Raw genomic sequence first — 19,900 nt, 5'->3', positions numbered from 1 at the left:
CGCGCTGCGCGTGCGTCGGGTGGTCCGGCCCTCGTCAACGAGGATTGATCAACACGGCGTAGTCGGCCGCGGTGAGCGGTCCCGACGACAGCGAGCCGTCCGCCCGGGGGACGCTCAGCGGCGTGCCGCCCTCCAGGAACAGCACCGCCGTGACATCGGTGCGCGCGGTGAGGGTGCAGACGATCTGACCGTACGCCAGCCGGCCGTCGCTGCGGCCGGTGTCCACCGCTGTCAGCCCGACGGTGACCCGGGCCAACCCGTCGACCAGCTCGACCACCGCGCTGGTGAAGGCTCCCGGCAGGGCACTGGTCAGCCCGTCGTCGCGCTCGGCGGGGGTCGGCCCGGCCAGCAGGGCCCGCAGCTGCGCGTCGAGCGCGGGCACCTGGTCGGCCCGGCGGATCACCGGCACCAGGCGTTCGTCGCGGGCGAAGTAGAGCACCTCGGTCACCGCACCGGTCTCCGCCGCCGTCGGGGCGGCCGAGGCGGTCGCCGGGAAGGGCACCGGCGGTGGGGTGACCGCGCGGGGTCGATCCTCGGCGGGCACCCCGCACGCGCCGAGCAGGGCGAACACGGTGACGAGTGCCGCGACCCCGACCGTCCGCGCGGCCTGGACGATGCCGGGGCGGGTCATGACAGGCTCCCGGGCAGGGTGACCCGGAACCGGGCACCGCCCTCCGGGCGGTCGCTGACCGAGGCGTCTCCGCCGTGCGCGGCGGCGTGCTGGGCCACCAGGGCCAGCCCCAGGCCGGTGCCGTCACCGCCACCCCGGTAGTTGGCCGCCCGCCCCCGGACGAAGCGGTCGAAGATCGCCTCGCGGTCCTCCATCGGCACTCCCGGGCCCTCGTCGTCGACCTCGATCACGCCCGTGTCCCCGTCGTGGGACAGCCGCACCGCGACCGGTCCCGCACCGTACCGCTCGGCGTTGTCCAGCAGGTTGGCCAGCACCTGGGCGACCCGGCGACGGTCCACCCGCCACTCGGCCGGCGTCCCCGCCGCCGGCTGCACCATCGACTCCGGCAGATCCCGGTCCCGGCACGCCTGCCGGGCCAGCTCGGGCAGGTCCACCGACTCCCGGTGCACCGGTTGGTCACCACGGGCCAGGTCCAGCAGGTCGTTCACCAGTTGCTGAAAACGGTCGATCTCGTCGGCGACGAGCCGGGCCGCGGTGGCGGTCCGCTCGTCCTGGTTCTCCCGGCGGCGGGACAGCACACTCGCGGCGGCGGCGAGGGTCTGCAACGGCGACCGTAGTTCGTGACTGACGTCGGCGGCGAAGCGCCGGTCCCGGTCGATCCGCCCGGCCAGTTCGTCGACCATCCGGTTGAAGGAGGTGGAGAGACGGTTCAGGTCGGGGTCGGTGTCGGGGGCGAGCCGGGTGGTGAAGTCGCCGGCGGCGATCCGCTCGGCCGCGTCGGCGACGGCGGTCAGCGGACGCAGCCCGTGCCGGGTGGCGTACCAGCCGAGGGCCGCCCCGGACCCGGCGATCATGATCGCGACCGCGGTGAGCGCCAGCGCCAGCACCTGGAAGGTCTGTTCCAGTTCCCGCAGCGAGGCGATCTCGTAGAAGGCGGTCGACTCGGACAGCGGCACGCCGACCAGCATCACCGGGGTGTCGTTGACGCGGACCCGCTGCACCGCCGGCTCCCCCGCCGCGACCAGTTCCTGGAGCCGGGTCGGAACGATCGTGGTGAGCCCGTTGTCGGCGCTTCGGGCGTACCACTCGCCGTCGAGCAGCACCAGGGGTCGCCGTCCGGTGCCGGTGTCCAACGCCCGCAGCGCCTCCGCGACGTCCGGGTTGTCGGCGTTGAGCCCGGCGCGGACCACCGCCGCGTCGTAGTAGGCCGCCCGCAGCACGGTGCGTTCGCGCTCGTCGAGCAGGGTGCGGCGGGTCAGCTCGTACGACACCAGGGCCATCGAGGCGGACAACAGCAACGCACCGATCGCGAACGCGGCGGTGACCCGGGCACGCAGTCCGAGGCGTCTCATCGTTGCAGTTTGTAACCCAGCCCGCGCAGCGTCACCAGGTGCCGGGGGTTGGCCGGATCGGCTTCGATCTTCTGGCGTAGCCGACCGACGTGCACGTCGACAAGCCGTTCGTCGCCGCTGTCGTACCCCCAGACCCGGCTGAGCAGCTGCTGCCGGGAGAGCACCCGGCCGGCGTGTTCGGCCAGCTCGCACAGCAGCCGGAACTCGGTGCGGGTGACCGCGACCGGCTCACCGGCGCGGCGCACCTCCCCCGCCTCGGGGCTCACCTCCAGGTCACCGAAAGCGAGCACCGGCACCGGCTGCGGGCCGTCCGACGCGGTCACCGTACGCCCGCGTCGGCGCAGCGCGCGCAGCCGGGCGGTCAGTTCCTTGATCGCCACCGGCTTGACCACGTAGTCGTCGGCGCCGGCCTCGAGGGCGGCGACGATGTCGTGGGTGTCGTCGCGGGCGCTGACCACGACGATCGGTACGTCGTCGTCGCGGCGCAACTGGCGGATGCCCTCGAAGCCGTCGATGCCGGGCAGCATCAGGTCGACCAGGACGTAGTCGGCGGGATCCCGGCGCTGCGTGCGCAGCCCCTCCTCGGCGGTGGCCGCTCCCCGGGCCTCGTAGCCCTCGTCCTCCAGAGCGAGCAGCAACGCCAACCGGATCCGGTCGTCGTCCTCGATCACCAGTACCGCTGTCATATCGGAATCATCCCCAAGCCCTGACCGCCGGGCCAACCACGATCGACAACAGGGGGTTTTGTCACGCAACTGTCATCCGTCCGCGCGGTGCCCGCCAACCCCGCTGGGCAGGGTGAGAGCCACTCGGAGACCGCAGGAGAGGGGGCCTTGGCCGTGACCGCACCACGACGCCCCGAGTGCTCGGTGCCGCTGGTGGAGGTGTCCATCACCGAGTTCGATCTGAGCTGCCTGCCGGAGACCGGCGCGGTCCTCGATCAACTCCTCGCCCTGCGGCCCGGTCAGGTCGTGATCGACCTGGCGGGTTGCCGGCACATCGACGCCGCCGCCATCGGTCTGCTGCTCGACGTGCACCGCCGGATGGTCCGGGCCGGCGGTGTGCTGGCCGTCCGCAACCCGAACCCGCGCATCACCCGCATCCTGCAGACCGCCCGGCTGGACCAGATCCTGCCGGTGCACACCGACGCCGGAGCCGCCCCGGCCCCGGTCGCCGAGGCGATCACCGCCGCACCGGGTGTCCCGCCGGCCGACGGGGCACCGGCACCGGGGGGTACGGTCCCGCGCGCTGCCGCGTACGGCCGCGCCGCCGTCACGGTGCGCACCTGACACACCGCAGCCGACGCATCTGACCGCGAGTACGAGGAGCAGCATGACCAGCGCCGGGATCGTCACGGCCCTCGCCGTCGGCCTCGCCGTCGGCGCGCTCGGCCGACTGGTCCTGCCCGGCCGCCCGGGTGCGCCGCTGTGGCTCACCATGACCATCGGCGCCGTCGCCTCGTTGCTCGGCGCCATCACCGCCTGGCTCGCCGGCGTTCAAGGGTTCAGCATCCTGGGTCTGGTCGTGCAGGCCGGGCTCGCCGCGGTCGCGGTGGTGATCGTGGTCGCCACCACCGGCAAGGAACGCTCCGACTCCCTGTGAGGAGTCCGTACGGCGAGGGTGCCCCACCCGCCGCCCCGAGTCCCGCACCCGGCCGACCGGCCGCGGCACGGAGAGGAAGCAGGATGACCGTCGTACCGGACGACAACCTGATGACCCTGATCTGCGACGTCTGTGGTGACACCACCACCGGCACCGCCTGCGTGCTGCCCGACGCCGAGGTCGTCTGGACGCTGGTCTCCGACCACGGGTGGAGCGGGTCACCGTTCGCCACCGGCCCGCACCGCTGCCCCCGGTGCAGCGCGCTGCCGCCGGGCAGCCCCCTCGCTGACGGCGACCGCGCTGGATCGGGCGTCACCGAGGCGGCGGTGGTGCCTGCCGACGGCGGCGCAGACCAGGACACCGGCGACGCGCTGCGGGCCGCGCTGCGCGGCGCGTTCGACGTGGCCGGGATGGTGGTGGTGGACCTGACCCACGTGCAGGTCATCGACTCGCTCGGGCTGGGCATGCTCGTCCGGGCGCACCGCGACGTACGTGAGCGCGGCGGGCGGCTCTGCCTCGCCGCGCCGTCGAGGTTCATCCGCACCGTGCTGCACACGATGAAGCTCGACGGGGTCTTCCCGATCTTCGACAGCCTCGACGCCGCCCTTGATCAATTGCGGATCGCGGCGTCGCAGGACGCCGTCCCGGTCGGTATCTCGCCGGTGGACGTGACACCGTCCGACCTACCGCGGCCCGCCGCCGAGGTGCCGTCGGTGTCCACGGCCCGCCGCCGGGCGGCCAGCCGAGTCAGCGTCTGACCTCGACCGGCCCTCCGTCGCGCCGGGTCACCCGGCAGTGTCGGCGTCCCTCACTCCACCACCGAGTCCGCCCACTGCCGCCACCAGGCTCCGTCGGTGAGCTCACCGGCGGCGCGCAGTACCGCCACCAGCGCGTCGGTGGTGCCGTCGGTGCGACCGGGGCGCAGGTCGGCCAGCATCCGCTCCAGTTCCTGCTGTCGGGCGCGCATGCCGAGGCCGACAAGTTCCTTGCCGGCGACGGTCAGCCCGACCCAGGCAGCCCGACGGTCCGCCACCCGCTCGTGCCGGGCCACCAGCCCCTTGCGGACCAGTCGGTCGCACATCCGGGTGGCGGTCGACGACTGCACGCCGAGCAGCTTCGCCAGGTCGATCACCCGCTGCGGGCCGGGCACCAGCACCACGAGCGTCCGAAACTGCTGGAGCGTCACATCGGCGTCGATGCGCGCCAGCGTCCGCATGGCGACGGCCACCATGACCCGGCTCAGCGAGACGAGGGCGCCGACGAACTCGTCGGCCGGCTCACCGCGTACCTCGTCCGTCGACGCCATCGGATCGGACTGGATGGTCATGTCCTCCATGCTGGCACAACACGGACGGGATCGGGCCGACCGGTCCACATGGGGCACATCCGCAGCGCTGACGGTGAGCAAGGGGAACGATCCGGGCCGGTCAGCGCGTACCGGGTCGCGGTCGCGTACCGGTGGCCGGACACCGATTCGGGAAAAGGCGCAGCTCACGCCCGATCCGGCCCGAGGTCGACCTCGATCTAAAGGCGACGGGCGGCGGGACCGTTCGCGAGACTAGCATTTCCGTGCGGCCCGGAGCGTTACGGACAGATTGCCAGCAATTGACGAAACATATGCTCGGTTAATTGCTGGGGTCGGGTCGGCCGCTGCACCGTACCGGCTTGGCGGGGACAGCGCCACCGCTTGGTGCGACCCGACGACACGGTGCGAGTCTCCCGCGACCAACGACTCGCCACACCGGCATTGAGCTGCTGGAAGGCGGCGACTATCGGTCAGTGGGGTGGCACCAGGTCTGCCAGTTGATCACTTAGGGTGAGCCTAACACCTCGCAGGGCGATCATGCAACGCTCGCCGGCTGACTGACTGATCAGAGCCCACCAAAACGGTCGCAAACAGGGTGAGCCTCCCGGAGGCAGCAATTCATAACCACTGACCAAAATGAGTCAAATGATTGACGGTTGTCACCCGGGAAACACCCTTGTAGATTTCGGTGGTCGCCAATTCGCCGACGTTCTTCTCGTCTCGGGACAGCTCGGAGGTCGGTCATCCATGCCCGAATCCCGCACTGCCGACACAGCACCCGCCAAACACCGCGGCACGCTCGGCTTCCTGCTCGGCGTGGCGTTGGTGACGGCCGGCGTGCTGTTCCAACTGCCCGACGTGAAGATGATGATCGACCACGCCCGGATGGGGTCGACCGAGCCCGACATGCCCTCCATGCCCGACATGGAGAGCATGCCGGGCATGGAGGGCATGAGCCCCGGCGAGCCGATGGACATGTGGACACCGACGATGATCCTCGGCATGCTGCTGCTCCTCGTCGGTCTGCTGGTGGCCGGACGGGCGCTGTTCGCGGGGGTCCGACGACCGGACTCCGTCAGCGTCACCGTGGAGTCGATCGAGCACGGCCGGCTGCGACCGGCGTACTGGATCACCTGCGCGGTGCTCACCATCGCCCTGGTGGTCGACATCATGAAGCCGCTCACCCTCGGCTTCGTCATGCCCGGCATGAGCGACGAGTACGGCATGTCGCTCGAATCGATCTCGATCCTGCCCCTGGTGGCCCTCACCGGCACCGCGGTCGGGTCGGTCGTCTGGGGCCTGCTCGGCGACCGGTACGGCCGGCGGACCGCCCTGCTCCTGGCCACCCTGCTGTTCATCGCGACCTCGGCGTGCGGCGCCATGCCCACCTTCGAGTGGAACCTCGTCATGTGCTTCGCGATGGGCACCTCCGCCGGTGGCCTGCTGCCCCTGGTGTTCACGCTGATCGCCGAGCTGACCCCACGCCGGCACCGCGGCTGGGTGGCGGTGACCGTCGGCGGGATCGGTGGGCTGGGCGGATACCTGGCGGCCAGCGAGGCGGCACGGCATCTGGAGCCGGCGCTGACCTGGCGCGCACTCTGGCTGATCGGGCTGCCCTCCGGTCTGCTGCTGTTGCTGATGGCGCCGTTGACCCCCGAGTCGCCGCTGTACCTGCTGCGCGCCGGGCGACGTACCGAGGCGGAGGCGGTGCTCCGCCGCTACGGGTCCCACCTGGGAGCCACGCCGCCGGTCGCCGACACCGCCGCCGCGACGCGTCCGGGCGTGGGAGCGATGCTGCGGGCGTATCCGGTCGTGACATCGGTGATCGGCGTGGTCGGGGTCGTCTGGGGCCTGGTGAACTTCGGCTTCCTGGTGATGCTGCCCGCGCAGCTGCGCGAGGCGGGCCTGGCCGGTGGTGTCGCGAGCGGGCTGCTGGCCGACTCGGCGCTCTACTCCACCCCGGCCCTTGCGCTGGTCGTGCTGCTCTACGCCGCCTGGAGCGGCCGCCGTGCGCTGGCACTGTTCATCGCGATCACCGCGCTCGGGCTCGGCGGCGTGGCCCTCTGGACCGCCGACACCGGCGGGACGGTGCTGCTGCTGGCCTCCATCGGCCTGCTGGTGCTGTCGCTTTCCGCGGTCAACGCGATGCTGCTGCCGTACAGCGCCGAGATCTACCCGACCGCGATGCGGGCCACCGGCTCCGGCTTCGCCGGCGCGGCCACGAAGGTCGGTGGCATCCTCGGACCGTCCACCATGCTGCTGGTCCTCTCCCTCGGCGGCGGGCTCGTGCTGCCGGCCGTCGCACTGGGTGTGCTGTGCCTGACCGCCGCCGGCCTGCTGCTGGTGTTCGGGCCGGAGCTGGGCGCCTCCGTCGGGCCGCTCGCGCGTCGCGGCGGCGGCACCGTGCCGGTGGACCGGACCGGGACCGCGCCAGCCACCGGCCCCACCGACACCGAAAGCCCGGTGTCGGTGGCGTGGCCGGCGAGCGGCAACGGTGCGCCGGCGACCCGGCCGGCAGCCTCCGACGACGACGATCCACGGGATGCCCGTACGGCCGCGACACCCACCCGCACGTAGTTGCGCAACCACTGTCGGCACGGAAGCCTCTACCACGGCAACGGGCGTGGCAACCCAACGAGAGCGAGGAACGTCGATGGCCACTGAGGACGAAGGTCGACCACGCGGCGCCCGGCTGGTGCTGCTCATCCTCCTGGTGGCACAGATCATGGCGACGATGGACAACTCCATCGTCGCCGTGGCCACCAAGACCATCAAGGATGACCTGAACACCTCCGGCGCCGTTCTGCAACTGATCCTGTCCGGATACACGCTCATGTTCGCGGTGCTCGTGGTCACCGGCGCGCGCCTCGGCGGCGACGTGGGGCACCGGCGGCTGTTCATGATCGGGCTGGCCGGCTTCACCGCCAGCTCTCTGCTCTGCGGGATCGCCCCGACCGCGGGCACGCTGGTGGCCGCCCGCCTGCTGCAGGGGGCGTTCGGGGCCATGATGGTGCCGCAGGTGCTCTCGGTGATCCAGCTCGTCTTCACCGGCTCGGCCCGGGCCCGCGCCATCGGGCTCTACTCGATGGTGCTGGCGCTCGGCGTGGCCGCCGGTCAGATCGCCGGCGGCGTGATCGTCAGCGCCGACGTACTGGGCAGCGGCTGGCGAGCCGCGTTCCTGGTGAACGTGCCGATCGGGTTGGCCCTGCTGGCGGCGGCACCGCGTTACCTGCCCGGGCACACGCCCAGCTCGCGGTTCCGGCCCGACATCGTCGGCATCCTGCTGCTCGCCGTCTCGATGGGTGCGGTGGTCGCACCGCTGGTCTTCGGCCGGGAACAGGGCTGGCCGGCGTGGGCACTGGCCAGCATCGCCGCCGGCACGGCCGGGCTCGTCCTGTTCGTCCGGTACGAGCTGCGGCTGGGCGCCCGGGGCGGACAACCCGTGCTGGAGATCGACGCGTTGCGACCGCGAGGAGTCAAGTCGGGACTGCTGGCCTGCTGCATCCTCAACTTCGCCTTCGCCGGGGTGCTGTTTCCGCTCACCCTGCACGTGCAGAACGGGCTGGGCTACACACCGTTGCAGGCCGGGTTGATGTTCATCCCGTACCCCGTGGGTTTCGCGGCCGTCAGCCTCACCTGGACGCGGCTGCCGAAACGTTTCCACCGCCCGCTACCGGTCGCCGGCCTGCTGGTGTTCGCCCTGGCCCTGGCCGCACTCGCGGTCGTGGTGGCCGGCGGCTGGCCGATCGCGGTGGTGTCGGCGCTGCTGCTGCTCGCCGGCGCGGGGATGGCGGCCGGTTTCAGCACGCTCGTGGAGCAGACGGCCGCGACCGTGGGCCCCCGCTACGCCGCCGCCCTGTCGGCCCTGGTCTCGACCGGAACGCTGCTGGCCAGCGTGGTGAGCGTGGTCGTCGTCGGCGGCGTCTACCTGGCGACCGCCGAGAACGACCCGAGCCGTTCCGCGCTGGGGTTGAGCCGCAGCCTCTGGGTCGACGCCGGTCTGCTGATCCTCGGATTCCTGCTGGCCTACCGGACCTGGCGGCTGTCCACCCGGGTGTCGACCGAGACGGCGCCGAGCGGCGACGCCGCCGAGCAGGTCGAGGCCGTGGCGGCGCCGGGCAACGCTCCCCCCGGTGAGGTCGAGGTCGAACCGGCAGCGGGCCCGGTCGAGGAGGCGTCTACGCCGACCGGAGCGCGTTCCGCGCCGAGGTGACCGGGGGCCGCCGCCGGTGACGATGCTCGTCCGGGGCCCGCCCAGCCGTTGGTCTGGGCGGGCCCCGGTGCCGGTCAGCCGAGGTCGAGCACCCGGGCCACCTGGTCGTCGATGAGAGCTGCCAGCGCGGGCAGGTGCTGCGCGGACCACATCGAGTAGTGGTCGCCGGGCAGCGTCACCACCTCCATCGCCGGACTCCACCGGCGCCACGCCGCGCGGCTGGCCTCCCGCTCCGCCTGCACCAGCACCGTCCGACCGGCGTACGGTGCGGGTTGGTAGCCGTAGATGGCCCGCATGTTGGCGCGGAACACCGCGTACCGGTTGGCGACGAAGTCGGCCCGCACGTCCGACGGGATCAGTCCGTGCCGGACGAGGAAACCGGTGAGCGCCGCGATCGGGTCTGCCGCGTCGACCACCTCGGCGTCCAGCGGCGGTGCCGGTGCCGCGGAGAGCCCGGCCAGGTCGGCGACGAAGGTCTCCATCACCTGGCGCTCGCTCGGCAGCGGCAACGGGCCGGGTTCATTGGAGTCGATCATCACCACGAGGTCGGGTGCGGCACCGGCGGCGGCGAGCTGCCGGGCCATCTCGAAGCAGAGGAAGCCGCCCATCGACCAGCCGGCGAGCAGGTACGGCCCGTGCGGCTGCCGCTCGCGCAGCGCGCCGACGTACCGCCCGGCGAGCGTCACCAGGTCGTCGACCGGGTCGATGCCGCCCTCCAGTCCCGGCGCCTCGAAGCCGTCCACCGGCTGCTCCGGGTGCAACGCCCGGCTCAGCGGGAGGTACCAGTACGGCGAGCCGGAGACCGCGTGCGGGCAGTAGAGCCGGGGCCGCGAACCGGTGGCCTTGAGCGTGACCAGTGGCGAGGCGTCGACCACCGGCCCGTGCTCGACGAACCGGGCGACCGCCCGGACGGTCGGAGTGGCGTAGAACTGCTTGAGCGACACCGACGTGCCGATCCGTCCGGCGATGCGGGCCAGCACGTGCGCCGCCTGCAACGAGTGCCCGCCGAGGTCGAAGAAGGACGTCTCCGCGCCCACCCGGGCCACCCCCAGCACCTCCGCGAAGATCTCCGCGACCTGGCGCTCGGCCCCGGTGGTGGGGGCCGCGCCGGTGTCGTCGGTGTCCGCCGCCTCCGGTGCCGGCAGCGCCCGCCGGTTTACCTTGCCGCTGGTGGTCAACGGCAGGGCGGGCAGTCGGACGAACCGGCCGGGCACCAGGTGGGCGGGCAGCTCCGTGCTCAGGTGCGTGCGCAGGGCGGCGTCGGCGGCCGGCTCGGCGGCGTCCACCACGTACCCGACGAGCCGCTGCACCCCGTTGCCGTCGCGGACCACGGTGACGGCGGCGCGGGCCACCCCTGGGTGCCGGCTCAGCAGTGCCTCGATCTCGTCGAGTTCGACGCGCAGGCCGCGCAACTTCACCTGGCCGTCCAGCCGGCCACCGAAGTGCAGCCGGCCCTGCGCGTCCCAGTGGCCACGATCGCCGGTGCGGTAGACCCGCCCCTGCGGATCGAACGGATCCACCGTGAACCGGCGTCGAGTCAGCTCGTCGTCGTTGAGGTAGCCGGTGCTCAACGCCGCGCCGCCGATCAGGATCTCCCCCGGCACCCCGACCGGGACCGGGTTGTCCCAGCGGTCGACCAGGTAGGTGCGGCGGTTCGGCATCGTCACGCCGATCGGCGGTGGGGTGGCTGCCGACCAGTCCGTGCAGTCATGGGCGAGGCAGCCCACCGTGGCCTCGGTCGGGCCGTACAGGTTGACGAACCGACGCCGGCCCGGACGCGCCCACCGGGCCACCAGGTCGGCGGGGCAGACCTCGCCACCGACCAGCACCTCCCGCAGCGCGTCGAACCGGTCGGTGTCGCCCTCGACCAGACCGAGCGTGGTCGGGGTCAGGAACAGGTGGGTGATCCGTTCGGCCGCCAGGACCTCGGCGAGTCCGCCCGGCGAGAGCAACCGGTCCTTGCCGATCACCACCACCGTGGCACCGGAGGTGAGCGCCGCCAGCACCTCGCCCGCCGCCAGGTCGAACACCGGCGCGCAGCCGTGCAGCACCCGGTCGCCGGGCCCGCAGCGCCACTGGTCGCGCATCCAGTCCAGGTAGGTGACGAAACCCCGGTGCGGCAGTTGGACGCCCTTCGGGTCACCCGTCGTGCCCGAGGTGTGCAGCACGTACGCCAGGTCGTCCGGGCCGGTGGACGGTTCCGGGGCGAGCCCGGCGGCGGTGTCCAGGTCGCCGGTGTCGAGCAGGAGGGTCCGCCACGGGCCGTCCGGCACCCCGGCGGCGTGCTCGGTGCGGGTGAGCACGAGCCGGGCGGCACAGTTGGTCAGGATCCGGCGCAGCCGGTTCGGTGGGGCGGCGGTGTCCAGCGGCACGTACACCCCACCGGCGTGCCAGATCGCCAGCGGCGTCAGCACCTCGTCGACGCCCCGGTCCAGCAGCGCCGGCACCCGGTCGCCGGGTCGCAGGCCGGCGGCGCGCAGGCCGGCCGCCCGCCGGGCGGCCAGGTCGAGCAGCTCCCGGTAGGTCAGCTCGTGATCGCCGTGCCGGACGGCCACCGCGTCGGGGTCGCGTTCGGCCTGCGCCCGCACCAGTTGGTGGACGGTGGCCGGGGCCACCTCACGTCGTTCGCCCGCGCCGAGGGCCAGGACCCGCTCGCGTTCGGCGGGATCGAGCATCGGCAACCGCGACAGCGTCGTACCCGGGTCGGCCAGACCCGCGTCGAGCAGCCGGGCGACGTGGTCGAGCATGGCGCGTACCCGCCGTGCGTCGAACAGGTCGGTGGAGTACTCGGTGAGCACCGAGTACCGGTCGCCGTGGTCGACGAGGCTGACCATCATGTCGAAGCGGGACCGGTCCAGCCGCAGGTCGACCGGGGTGCTGTCGGTGCCGGGCAGCGTCGGTCCGCCCCAGGTGGAGCCGTCCAGCAGTTGCACGGCCACCTGGAACAGCGGGTTGCGGCCCGGGTCGCGGGGTGGGGCGAGCCGCTGCACCACCCGCTCGAACGGGGCGTCCTGGTGTTCCCACGCGCCCAGGCAGGTGTCCCGGGCCCGGTCGACCAGGGTGGCGAAACTGGGGTCGCCCGAGGTGTCCAGTCGCAGCACCCCCATGTTGGCGAAGAACCCGACCACACTCTCCAGCTCCGGTCGACTGCGCCCGCTGAAGGTGGTGCCGACGGCCAGGTCGTCGGTGCCGGTGTAGCGGGCGAGCATCGCCGCGAAGGCGGCCACCAGCACCATGAACGGACTCGCGCCGGTCTCCTTGGCCAACGCCTGCACCCCGGCGTGCAGCTGCGGATCCAGTGGTTGCTCCAGCAGCGCACCCCGGAACGACGCGGTGGTCGGCCGGGGTCGGTCGGCCGGCAGTTCCAGGGTGGGCAGCTCGGCCAGCCGCTGCGCCCAGTACCTGAGGTGGTTGTCCAGTTCGGCGGTGGCCAGTTGCTGATGCTGCCAGCGGGCGAAGTCCGGGTACTGCAGGGCGGGCGGGTCCAGCCGCGCTGACGTGCCGTGCCGGTGGGCGTCGTACGCGGCGGCCAGTTCCCGCAGGATCAGGCCCATCGACCAGCCGTCGACCACGATGTGGTGCGCCGCGACGGCGAGGGCGTGCTCGGTGGGACCGAGCCGGACCAGCCGGGCCCGGAACAGCGGGCCGGTGGCCAGGTCGAACGGGCGGTGCACCTCCTGCTGCTGGAGCAGGGTGAGCGCCGCCGGCCGGCGCTGCTCCTCGGGCAGCCGGGACACGTCGTCGACGACCAGGCTGGCCGGACCCGGCGGCAGCACCCGCTGGTACGCCACGCCGTCGACGCTCTCCACGACCGTCCGCAACGCCTCGTGCCGGGCGACCACGCCGTCCAACGCCCGCCGCAGCGCGGCGGGGTCCACCTCGCCGGTCAGGTACGAGGCCTGCACCAGGTTGTACGTCGGCTCGGCCGGCGCGAGCTGGGCGAGGAACCACAACTGTTCCTGGGCCCGCGACAGCGGCACCCGCTCGTCGCCGGCCGGGCGGGCACCGATCGTCGCCGGTGGCTGCCGGCGCTGTTGCCGCATCCGTTCCAGCAGCAGCCGCCGGCGCTCGTCCAGTCGGGCTACCCTGCCGTCGAAGGTCTCGTCGGACATCTCACTCCTTTCAGGACACCGCCGGCCCCGCCGCGCACGGCGGCGGGGCCCGCGGACGCGACCGGCGATCAGTCCGCCGCCAGCAGCCGTTCCACCTCGTCGTCGCTGAGCTGCTCGATCTCGTCGAGCAGTTGCCACTGCGCCGCCTGCTCGGCGGCCCGTCGGCGTCCGGCCAGCTCGGCCAGGGCCGCGACGGTCGGTGCCGCGTAGAAGTCCCGCACGGTCAGCGGCACACCGAGTGCGTCGTTGAGCCGGCCCACCGCCCGGATCGCCTGCAGCGAGTTGCCGCCGCTGAGGAAGAACTCGTCCTCGCGGCCGGCCCGTTCCAGACCGAGCAGGTCGGCGAAGACCCCGGCGATGAGCCGCTCGTCGTCGGTGCCCGGCGGCACGTACGCCGCCTGCCCGGCACCGGACTCGGGCGCGGGCAACCGCTTGCGGTCCACCTTGCCGGTGCGGGTCAGCGGCAGCTGCGGCAGGCGCAGCACCACGTTGGGCACCATGTACCCGGGCAGCTTCCCGGCGAGCGTCGCCCGCAGGGCCTCCGCGTCGTCGTCCGACAACTCGCCGACCACGTATCCGACCAGGACCGCCTCGGCGCCCGTGCCGTGCACCGCCGCGGCGGCCCCGGACACGCCGGCCGACGTGCGCAGGGCGTGCTCGACCTCGCCCAGCTCGACCCGCAGGCCACGCAGCTTGACCTGCCCGTCGCGGCGGCCGAGGAACTCCAACTGGCCGTCCCGGTCCCACCGGGCCAGGTCACCGGTGCGATAGGCCCGTCCCTCCCCGGCCCGCTCGTCGGCACCGAACGCCGAGGCGGTCAGCTCGGGTCGGTCGAGATAGCCACGCGCCACCCCGTTGCCGGCGACGACCAGCTCACCGGGCACACCGACCGGCGCCAGGTCGCCGCTGTCGTCGACGACGTACACCCGCCGGTTCGGCATCGGACGACCGATCGGTACGGTCGCCGCGGGTGCGCCGCCGGCCGGGCACTCGTACCAGGTGCAGCCCACCGTGGCCTCGGCCGGGCCGTACAGGTTGAGCACCCGCCGGCCGTCGACGTGCCAGGCGGCCACCAGCGACGGCGGCGCCGGCTCGCCGGCCATCATCACCGACCGCAGTTGCGGCAGTTGGGCGGGATCGAGCAGACCCAGCACCGTGGGGGTGGTGAAGATGTGCGTCGCGCCGGTCTCGCGGGCCAGCCCGGTCAGCGCGCCCGGTCGGTGCACGTCGTCGTGACCGGCCACCACCACGGCCGCACCGGCGGTGAGGGCACCGAACAGTTCACCGACGGCCAGGTCGAACACCGGCGCACAGCAGTGCATCATCCGGGACCGTGGCTCGATGCCGAAGTCCGGCACCATCCACTCCAGGTAGCCGGCGACCATGCCGTGCTCGATGAGCACACCCTTCGGCTCGCCGGTGGAACCGGAGGTGTACAGCACGTACGCCAGCGACTCGGGGGTCAGCTCGGCCAGCCACGGCTCGTCGGCCGCGTCCGGCAGCTCTGCCGCCGGGTCCACGACGGTAACCCCGGTCAGGGTGCCGAGCCGCGCCGGGTCGCCGACCACCACCCGGGCGCCGGTGTCGCGTACCTGGAAGGCCAGCCGGCTCGGCGGCGCGGCCGGGTCCATCGGCGCGTACGCGGCACCGGCCCGCAGCACGGCCAGCACGCTCACCACCTCCGCGAGGCTGCGCTCCAGCAGCACCGGCACGACCTCCCCGGTGCCCACCCCGGCGGCACGCAGCCGCGCGGCGAGCCGACGGCTGCGCTCGTCGAGTTCGGCGTAGCTCAGCGTGCCCTCGGCGGCGATGACCGCGGTGGCCTGCGGGGTGCGGGCCACGCTCGCCGCGAACAGCTCCGGCAGGGTCGCCGGCCGGTGGGCTCGTCGCTCCCCCTGAGCCAGCGCCAGCAGTTCGGTCCGCTCGGTGTCGTCGAGCAGTGGCAGGGCCGACAACGGGGTCTCCGGCGCCGCCACGGCGGCCCGCAGAACGCGCTCCAGGTGGCCGAACATCGCCTCGATCCGGGCGGTGTCGAACAGATCGGTGGCGTACTCGATCCGGAAGGTGATGCCGTCGGTCTCCTCGTACGCGTTGATCGCCATGTCGAAGCGGGAGACGCCGGGATCGACGTCGAGGAACTCGGCGGCCAGCCCGGGGAACCGGAAATCCACCAGGTCGCCGCTGAGCAGGTCGATGGAGACCTGGAAGACCGGGTTGCGGCTGGCGTCGCGGCGTCGACCGAGCCGCCCGACGACCCGCTCGAACGGCGCGTCCTGGTGGTCCCAGGCGGCCAGCAGGGTGCCCATGGTGCGGCGGACCGCCTCGCCGAAGCTCGGGTCGCCGGAGAGGTCGGTACGCAGGGCCAGCATGTTGACGAAGAAGCCGACCAGGTCCTCCAGCTCCGGACGGCCGCGACCGGCACCGGCGGTGCCGACCACCACGTCGTCGACGCCGGTGTAGCGCATCAGCACCGTCTTGAAGCCGGCGAGCAGCACCGCGTACGTGCTGGCCTGCTCCTGCTGGGCCACCCGGCGCAGGCCCTCCAGCACGTCGGCGGGCATCCGGCGCACCAGCAGGGCGCCGCGGTTGCTGGCCGTGGCCGGGCGGGGCCGGTCGGTGGGCAGGTCCAGGGTGGGCGCGTCCGCCAGCTGCCCAGCCCAGTACGCCAGCTGCGGCTCCAGGTCACCGGCGTCGAGCTGCCGGCGCTGCGCCAGCGCGTGGTCGGCGTACTGCAACCGCAGGGCGGGCAGCTGCGGCTGCCGGTCGTGCCGCAACGCGTCGTACAGCTCGGCGAGATCACGCACCAGCAGCCCGGCCGACCAGCCGTCGGCGCAGATGTGGTGCAACACCATGCTGAGCACGTGCTCCTGGCCGTCGAGGCGGATCAGCCGGGCCCGCAGCATCAGGTCGCGACCCAGGTCGAACGGTTCGGTGGCGTCGCGCTCCAGCTCGACGCGCAGCGCCTGCTCCCGGTCGTCGGCTGCCGTCGCGTCCAGCTCGTGCACCGGCAGCGGCACCTCACCGACGGGTGACACCAGTTGGTACGGGGTGTCGTCCTCGGTGCCGAACGTGGTGCGCAGCGCCTCGTGGCGGGCCACCACGGCGGTCAGCGCCCGACCGAGCAGGTCGACGTCGAGCGGTCCGGTGAGGCGTACCGGCACCGGGATGTGGTAGGTGGGCTGGCCGGGTGCGAGCTGTTCGAGGAACCAGAGCTGCTCCTGGGTCGGTGACAGCGGCAGCCGCTGTCCCTCGTGCCCGCCGGACGCCGGACCGTCCTGCCCGGCGAGGGCCGCCCGCGCGGCCCGGAGCCGCTGTTCCAGGTCGGCGATCTCCTGCTCCAACCGGGCCCGGGTCTGGTCGGTCACCGCTGCCGCGTCGGTGGGGGTCGCGGTGTCGGTGGCCGACGGCGTGCCGGCGAGCAGCTGCGCGATCTCGCTGACCCGCGGCTTGGTGTAGAAGTCCCGCATGGTCGCGCTGGCCCCGCCGAGTTCGGCGATCCGGGACAGCACCCGGGCCGCCATCAGCGAATTGCCGCCCAGCTCGAAGAAGTTCGCGTCGGCACCGACCCGCTCGACACCGAGCACCGCGGCGAAGATCTCAGCGACCCGCTCCTCCTCCGGGGTGCGCGGCGCGACCAGCTCCACCTCGGCCGACCCGGTCTCCTCGGGCACCGGGAGCCGGTTGCGGTCCACCTTGCCGACGCTGGTCAGCGGCAGCACGTCCAGGGCCACGAAGACGTGCGGCACCATGTACGGCGGCAGATCGGCGAGCAGGTGCTCGCGCAGTTCCTCGGTCGGTGGTGCCGCCGCGCCGGCCGGGACCACGTAGCCGACCAGCCGCTTGCTGCCGGGGCTGTCCTCGCGCAGCGCCACCGCCGCCTCGGCGACGCCGGGATGCGCGGTGAGCGTCGACTCGATCTCCTCCAGCTCGATGCGCAGCCCGTTGAGCTTGACCTGGGTGTCGATGCGGCCGAGGAACTGGATCTGCCCGTCCTCGGTCCACACGCCCAGGTCGCCGGTGCGGTACATCCGCTCACCGGGACGGTACGGGTCGTCGATGAACTTCTCGGCGGTCAACTCCGGCCGGTTGAGGTAGCCCCGGGCGAGGCCCTCACCGCCGGTGACCACCTCACCGGGCACCCCCACCGGTTGCAGGTTGTTCCACCGGTCCAGCACGTAGGCCACCCGGTTGGGCATGGCCCGCCCGATCGGCGGTTGGCCGATCCAGGTGCGGTGCTCGCACTCGTAGAAGATGCAGCCGACGGCGGCCTCGGTCGGTCCGTACCCGTTGATGAACCGGCGGCCCGGGGTGTTCCAGCGGTTGATGAGATCACCTGTGACCGCCTCACCGCCGGCGATCATGTACTTGAGGTCGGGGTAGCTGCCCGGCGGGATGCGGCCCAGGATGGCCGGCGGTCCGCCGATGTAGGTGATTTTCTCCGAGACCAGCAGCTGCCCGATCACGTCCGGGTCGGTGCGGTGTTCCTCCGGTACGAAGACCATCGTCACGCCACGGGTCAGCGCGGTGAAGATCTCACCCTCGGCGAAGTCGAAGATGGGCGCCATGTGTTGCAGCAACCGGTCGCCGGGGCCGAAGTCGAAGATGTTGCCGAGCCAGAGCAGGAACGTGTTCAGTGCGTGATGCTCGATCATCACGCCCTTGGGTTTGCCGGTCGACCCCGAGGTGTAGAGCACGTAGGCCAGCGAGTTCTCGTCGGCCAGCTCGTCGAGCGGCGCAGCACCGGCGGCCGCCGCCGACAGCTCGTCCCACTCCGTGTCGACCAGCACCGGCGTGGCGGCGGCGCCCTCGGGCAGCCGGTCGGCCAGCGCGCTGCGGGTGACCACCGCCTTGGCCGCGGTGTCTTCGAGGATGAACTCGATGCGGCGTACCGGGTGGCCCGGGTCCATCACCACGAACGCGCCGCCGGCCTGCTGCGCGGCGACCATGCCGACGATCAGGTCGAAGCCTCGTTCCAGCAGCAACGCGACGATGTCGTCCCGGCCCACGCCGAGCGCCCGGAAGCGGTGCGCCAGCACCCGGGCGCGGCGATCCAGCTCGCCGTAGGTCAGCTCGGCACCGTGCAGGGTGGCCGCCACCAGGTCGGGTCGTTCGGCGGCCAGCCGCGCGATCTGCACGTGCACCGGTTCGCGGGCGCGCTCCCCCCGCGGTCCCTGCCAGGTGTGCAGCAGCAGCGTCCGCTCCTCCTCGTCGAGCAGCGGCAGCGCCGACAGCGGGGTGTCGGGGGCCTCGACGGCGGTCCGCAACACCCGTTCGAGATGCCGCAGCAGCCGCGCCATCCGCGGCTCGTCGAACAGGTCGACCGAGTAGTCGGCGACCAGCCGCAGCTGGTCGGGGCTCTCGGTGCAGGTGATCGACAGGTCGAACGGGTGCCCGCCCGGGTTGGCGTCCAGCGAGGTGACGGTGAGCCCGGGCAGGTTCGGCTCGGTGCTCTGGGTGGCGCTGCCCAGCAGTTGCAGACCCACCTGGAACAGCGGGTTCCGCGAGGGGTCACGGACCGGCTGGATCCGCTCGACGACCTTCTCGAACGGCACCTGCTGGTGTTTCCACGCCTCCAGCACCACGCCGCGTACCCGGGTCAGCAGTTCGCCGAAGGTCGGGTCGTCGGCGACCTCGGTCCGCAGCACCACCATGTTGACGAAGTAGCCGATGAGGGGCTCCAGCTCCGCCGGCTCCCGGCCGGTGGTGGTGGTGCCGACGACGATCTCGTCCTGTCCGCTGTAGCGGGCCAGCACCGCCTGGTACGCCGTCATCAGCGTCATGAACAGGGTGGCGTTGTTGCGGGCGGAGAGCTGACGCAGCCGGTGCAGCAGGTCCCCGTCGAGGGTGCGGGACACCGCGGCGCTGCGGTACGACATCGTGGCCGGTCGCGGCCGGTCGGTGGGCAGTTCCAGGGTGGGCAACCCGCTCAGCCGCTGCTGCCAGTGGTCGAGCTGGTCGGTGAAGACCTCGTCGCTGAGCTGGTTGCGCTGCCAGGCCGCGTAGTCGCCGTACTGCACGGGCAGCGGTGCCAGCGCCGGCGGGCGGCCGGTGTGGTGGGCCGCGTACAGCTCGGACAGCTCGTTGGTGAGCACCGCCTGCGACCAGCCGTCGGAGGCGATGTGGTGCATGGTGACGGCGAGCAGGTGGTCGGCGTCGTCGAGGCGGACCAGCAGCGAGCGGAACAGCGGCCCCTCCGCCAGGTCGAACGGTCGCCGGATCTCCTCCTGCACCCGCCGCTGCGCCTCCGCCAGCCGCACCGCCGGGTCCGCGACGTCGCTGAGGTCGTCCACCACCAGGTGGTGCGGCTGGTCCCCCGGCTTGGCGATGTGCTGGTACGGTTCGCCGTTCTCGGCCCGGATGGTGGTCCGCAGCGCCTCGTGCCGATCGACGATGTCGGCCAGCGCGCGGCGCAGGGCCGTCAGGTCCAGCGGTCCCTGCAACCGGAACACCGACGGCACGTTGTACGTGGACTGTCCCGGCACCAACTGGTCGAGGAACCACAGCTGTTCCTGCAGGTAGGACACGGGCGCCCGGTCCGCGTCCCCGACCCGGCGGGGGATCCGGGTCGACGGGCGTTGGCGTTCGGTCAACTGCGCACCGACCTGCTTCAGCAACAGGGCGCGCTGCTCGGCGGTCAGAGTGGAGAGGCGTTGGGCGTGCTGGTTCATCTCGCTCCTCGGCACG

General features: G+C 72.7%; 11 protein-coding genes. 5 read left to right on the top strand and 6 right to left on the bottom strand.

The features are described from left to right. Nucleotides 1-34: 34 nt before the first annotated feature. Genes O7597_RS27360 through O7597_RS27350 form a run of 3 tightly spaced genes read right to left on the bottom strand, consistent with a single transcriptional unit; the run spans nt 35 to nt 2,669 of the window. Nucleotides 35-631 (bottom strand): GerMN domain-containing protein, encoded by a 597-nt coding sequence (locus O7597_RS27360; protein WP_281581126.1) that lies wholly within the window; start codon nt 629-631, stop codon nt 35-37. Then, nucleotides 628-1,983: a HAMP domain-containing sensor histidine kinase gene (locus O7597_RS27355; RefSeq protein ID WP_281581125.1), complete on the bottom strand. Its 1,356-nt coding sequence runs from the start codon at nt 1,981-1,983 to the stop codon at nt 628-630. The genes O7597_RS27360 and O7597_RS27355 overlap by 4 nt, the downstream gene beginning before the upstream one ends. Next, complete coding sequence (locus O7597_RS27350) at nt 1,980-2,669, bottom strand: response regulator transcription factor (RefSeq protein ID WP_269741554.1); 690 nt, start codon at nt 2,667-2,669, stop codon at nt 1,980-1,982. Before O7597_RS27350 ends, O7597_RS27355 begins: the two co-directional genes overlap by 4 nt. A 153-nt stretch (nt 2,670-2,822) precedes the next feature. Between O7597_RS27350 and O7597_RS27345 the strand changes: the two genes are divergently transcribed. The 3 genes from O7597_RS27345 to O7597_RS27335 all read left to right on the top strand — a co-directional run bounded on the left by O7597_RS27345 (nt 2,823) and on the right by O7597_RS27335 (nt 4,343). Next, nucleotides 2,823-3,272, top strand: a complete 450-nt coding sequence (locus tag O7597_RS27345) for an STAS domain-containing protein (protein ID WP_269741553.1) — start codon at nt 2,823-2,825, stop codon at nt 3,270-3,272. Between the two features lie 43 nt (nt 3,273-3,315). Next, complete coding sequence (locus O7597_RS27340) at nt 3,316-3,585, top strand: GlsB/YeaQ/YmgE family stress response membrane protein (RefSeq protein ID WP_164446898.1); 270 nt, start codon at nt 3,316-3,318, stop codon at nt 3,583-3,585. Nucleotides 3,586-3,668: 83 nt separating this feature from the next. Further along, nucleotides 3,669-4,343 carry an STAS domain-containing protein gene (locus O7597_RS27335; RefSeq protein WP_281581124.1) on the top strand — a complete coding sequence of 225 codons (675 nt, stop codon included), beginning with the start codon at nt 3,669-3,671 and terminating at the stop codon, nt 4,341-4,343. Between the two features lie 50 nt (nt 4,344-4,393). Here O7597_RS27335 and O7597_RS27330 read toward each other — a convergent pair whose 3' ends face one another. Beyond that, nucleotides 4,394-4,912, bottom strand: coding sequence for a MarR family transcriptional regulator (locus tag O7597_RS27330; RefSeq protein ID WP_269741551.1), 519 nt, complete (start codon nt 4,910-4,912; stop codon nt 4,394-4,396). Between the two features lie 726 nt (nt 4,913-5,638). Here O7597_RS27330 and O7597_RS27325 point away from each other — a divergent pair. Both O7597_RS27325 and O7597_RS27320 read left to right on the top strand, forming a co-directional pair. Then, nucleotides 5,639-7,468: an MFS transporter gene (locus tag O7597_RS27325; RefSeq protein WP_281581123.1), complete on the top strand. Its 1,830-nt coding sequence runs from the start codon at nt 5,639-5,641 to the stop codon at nt 7,466-7,468. A gap of 76 nt (nt 7,469-7,544) precedes the next feature. Continuing rightward, nucleotides 7,545-9,104: an MFS transporter gene (locus O7597_RS27320; protein ID WP_281581122.1), complete on the top strand. Its 1,560-nt coding sequence runs from the start codon at nt 7,545-7,547 to the stop codon at nt 9,102-9,104. Nucleotides 9,105-9,178: 74 nt separating this feature from the next. Here O7597_RS27320 and O7597_RS27315 read toward each other — a convergent pair whose 3' ends face one another. Both O7597_RS27315 and O7597_RS27310 read right to left on the bottom strand, forming a co-directional pair. Next, nucleotides 9,179-13,216, bottom strand: coding sequence for a non-ribosomal peptide synthetase (locus O7597_RS27315; RefSeq protein WP_281581121.1), 4,038 nt, complete (start codon nt 13,214-13,216; stop codon nt 9,179-9,181). Between the two features lie 68 nt (nt 13,217-13,284). Then, the gene (locus O7597_RS27310; protein WP_281581120.1) at nt 13,285-19,884 is read right to left on the bottom strand and encodes a non-ribosomal peptide synthetase; all 6,600 of its coding nucleotides are present in this window, start codon (nt 19,882-19,884) and stop codon (nt 13,285-13,287) included. Nucleotides 19,885-19,900 lie beyond the last annotated feature (16 nt).

This window comes from Verrucosispora sp. WMMC514 (assembly GCF_027497295.1).
GTDB lineage: Bacteria > Actinomycetota > Actinomycetes > Mycobacteriales > Micromonosporaceae > Micromonospora > Micromonospora palythoicola.
This window is presented reverse-complemented; position numbering and strand designations above follow the sequence as displayed.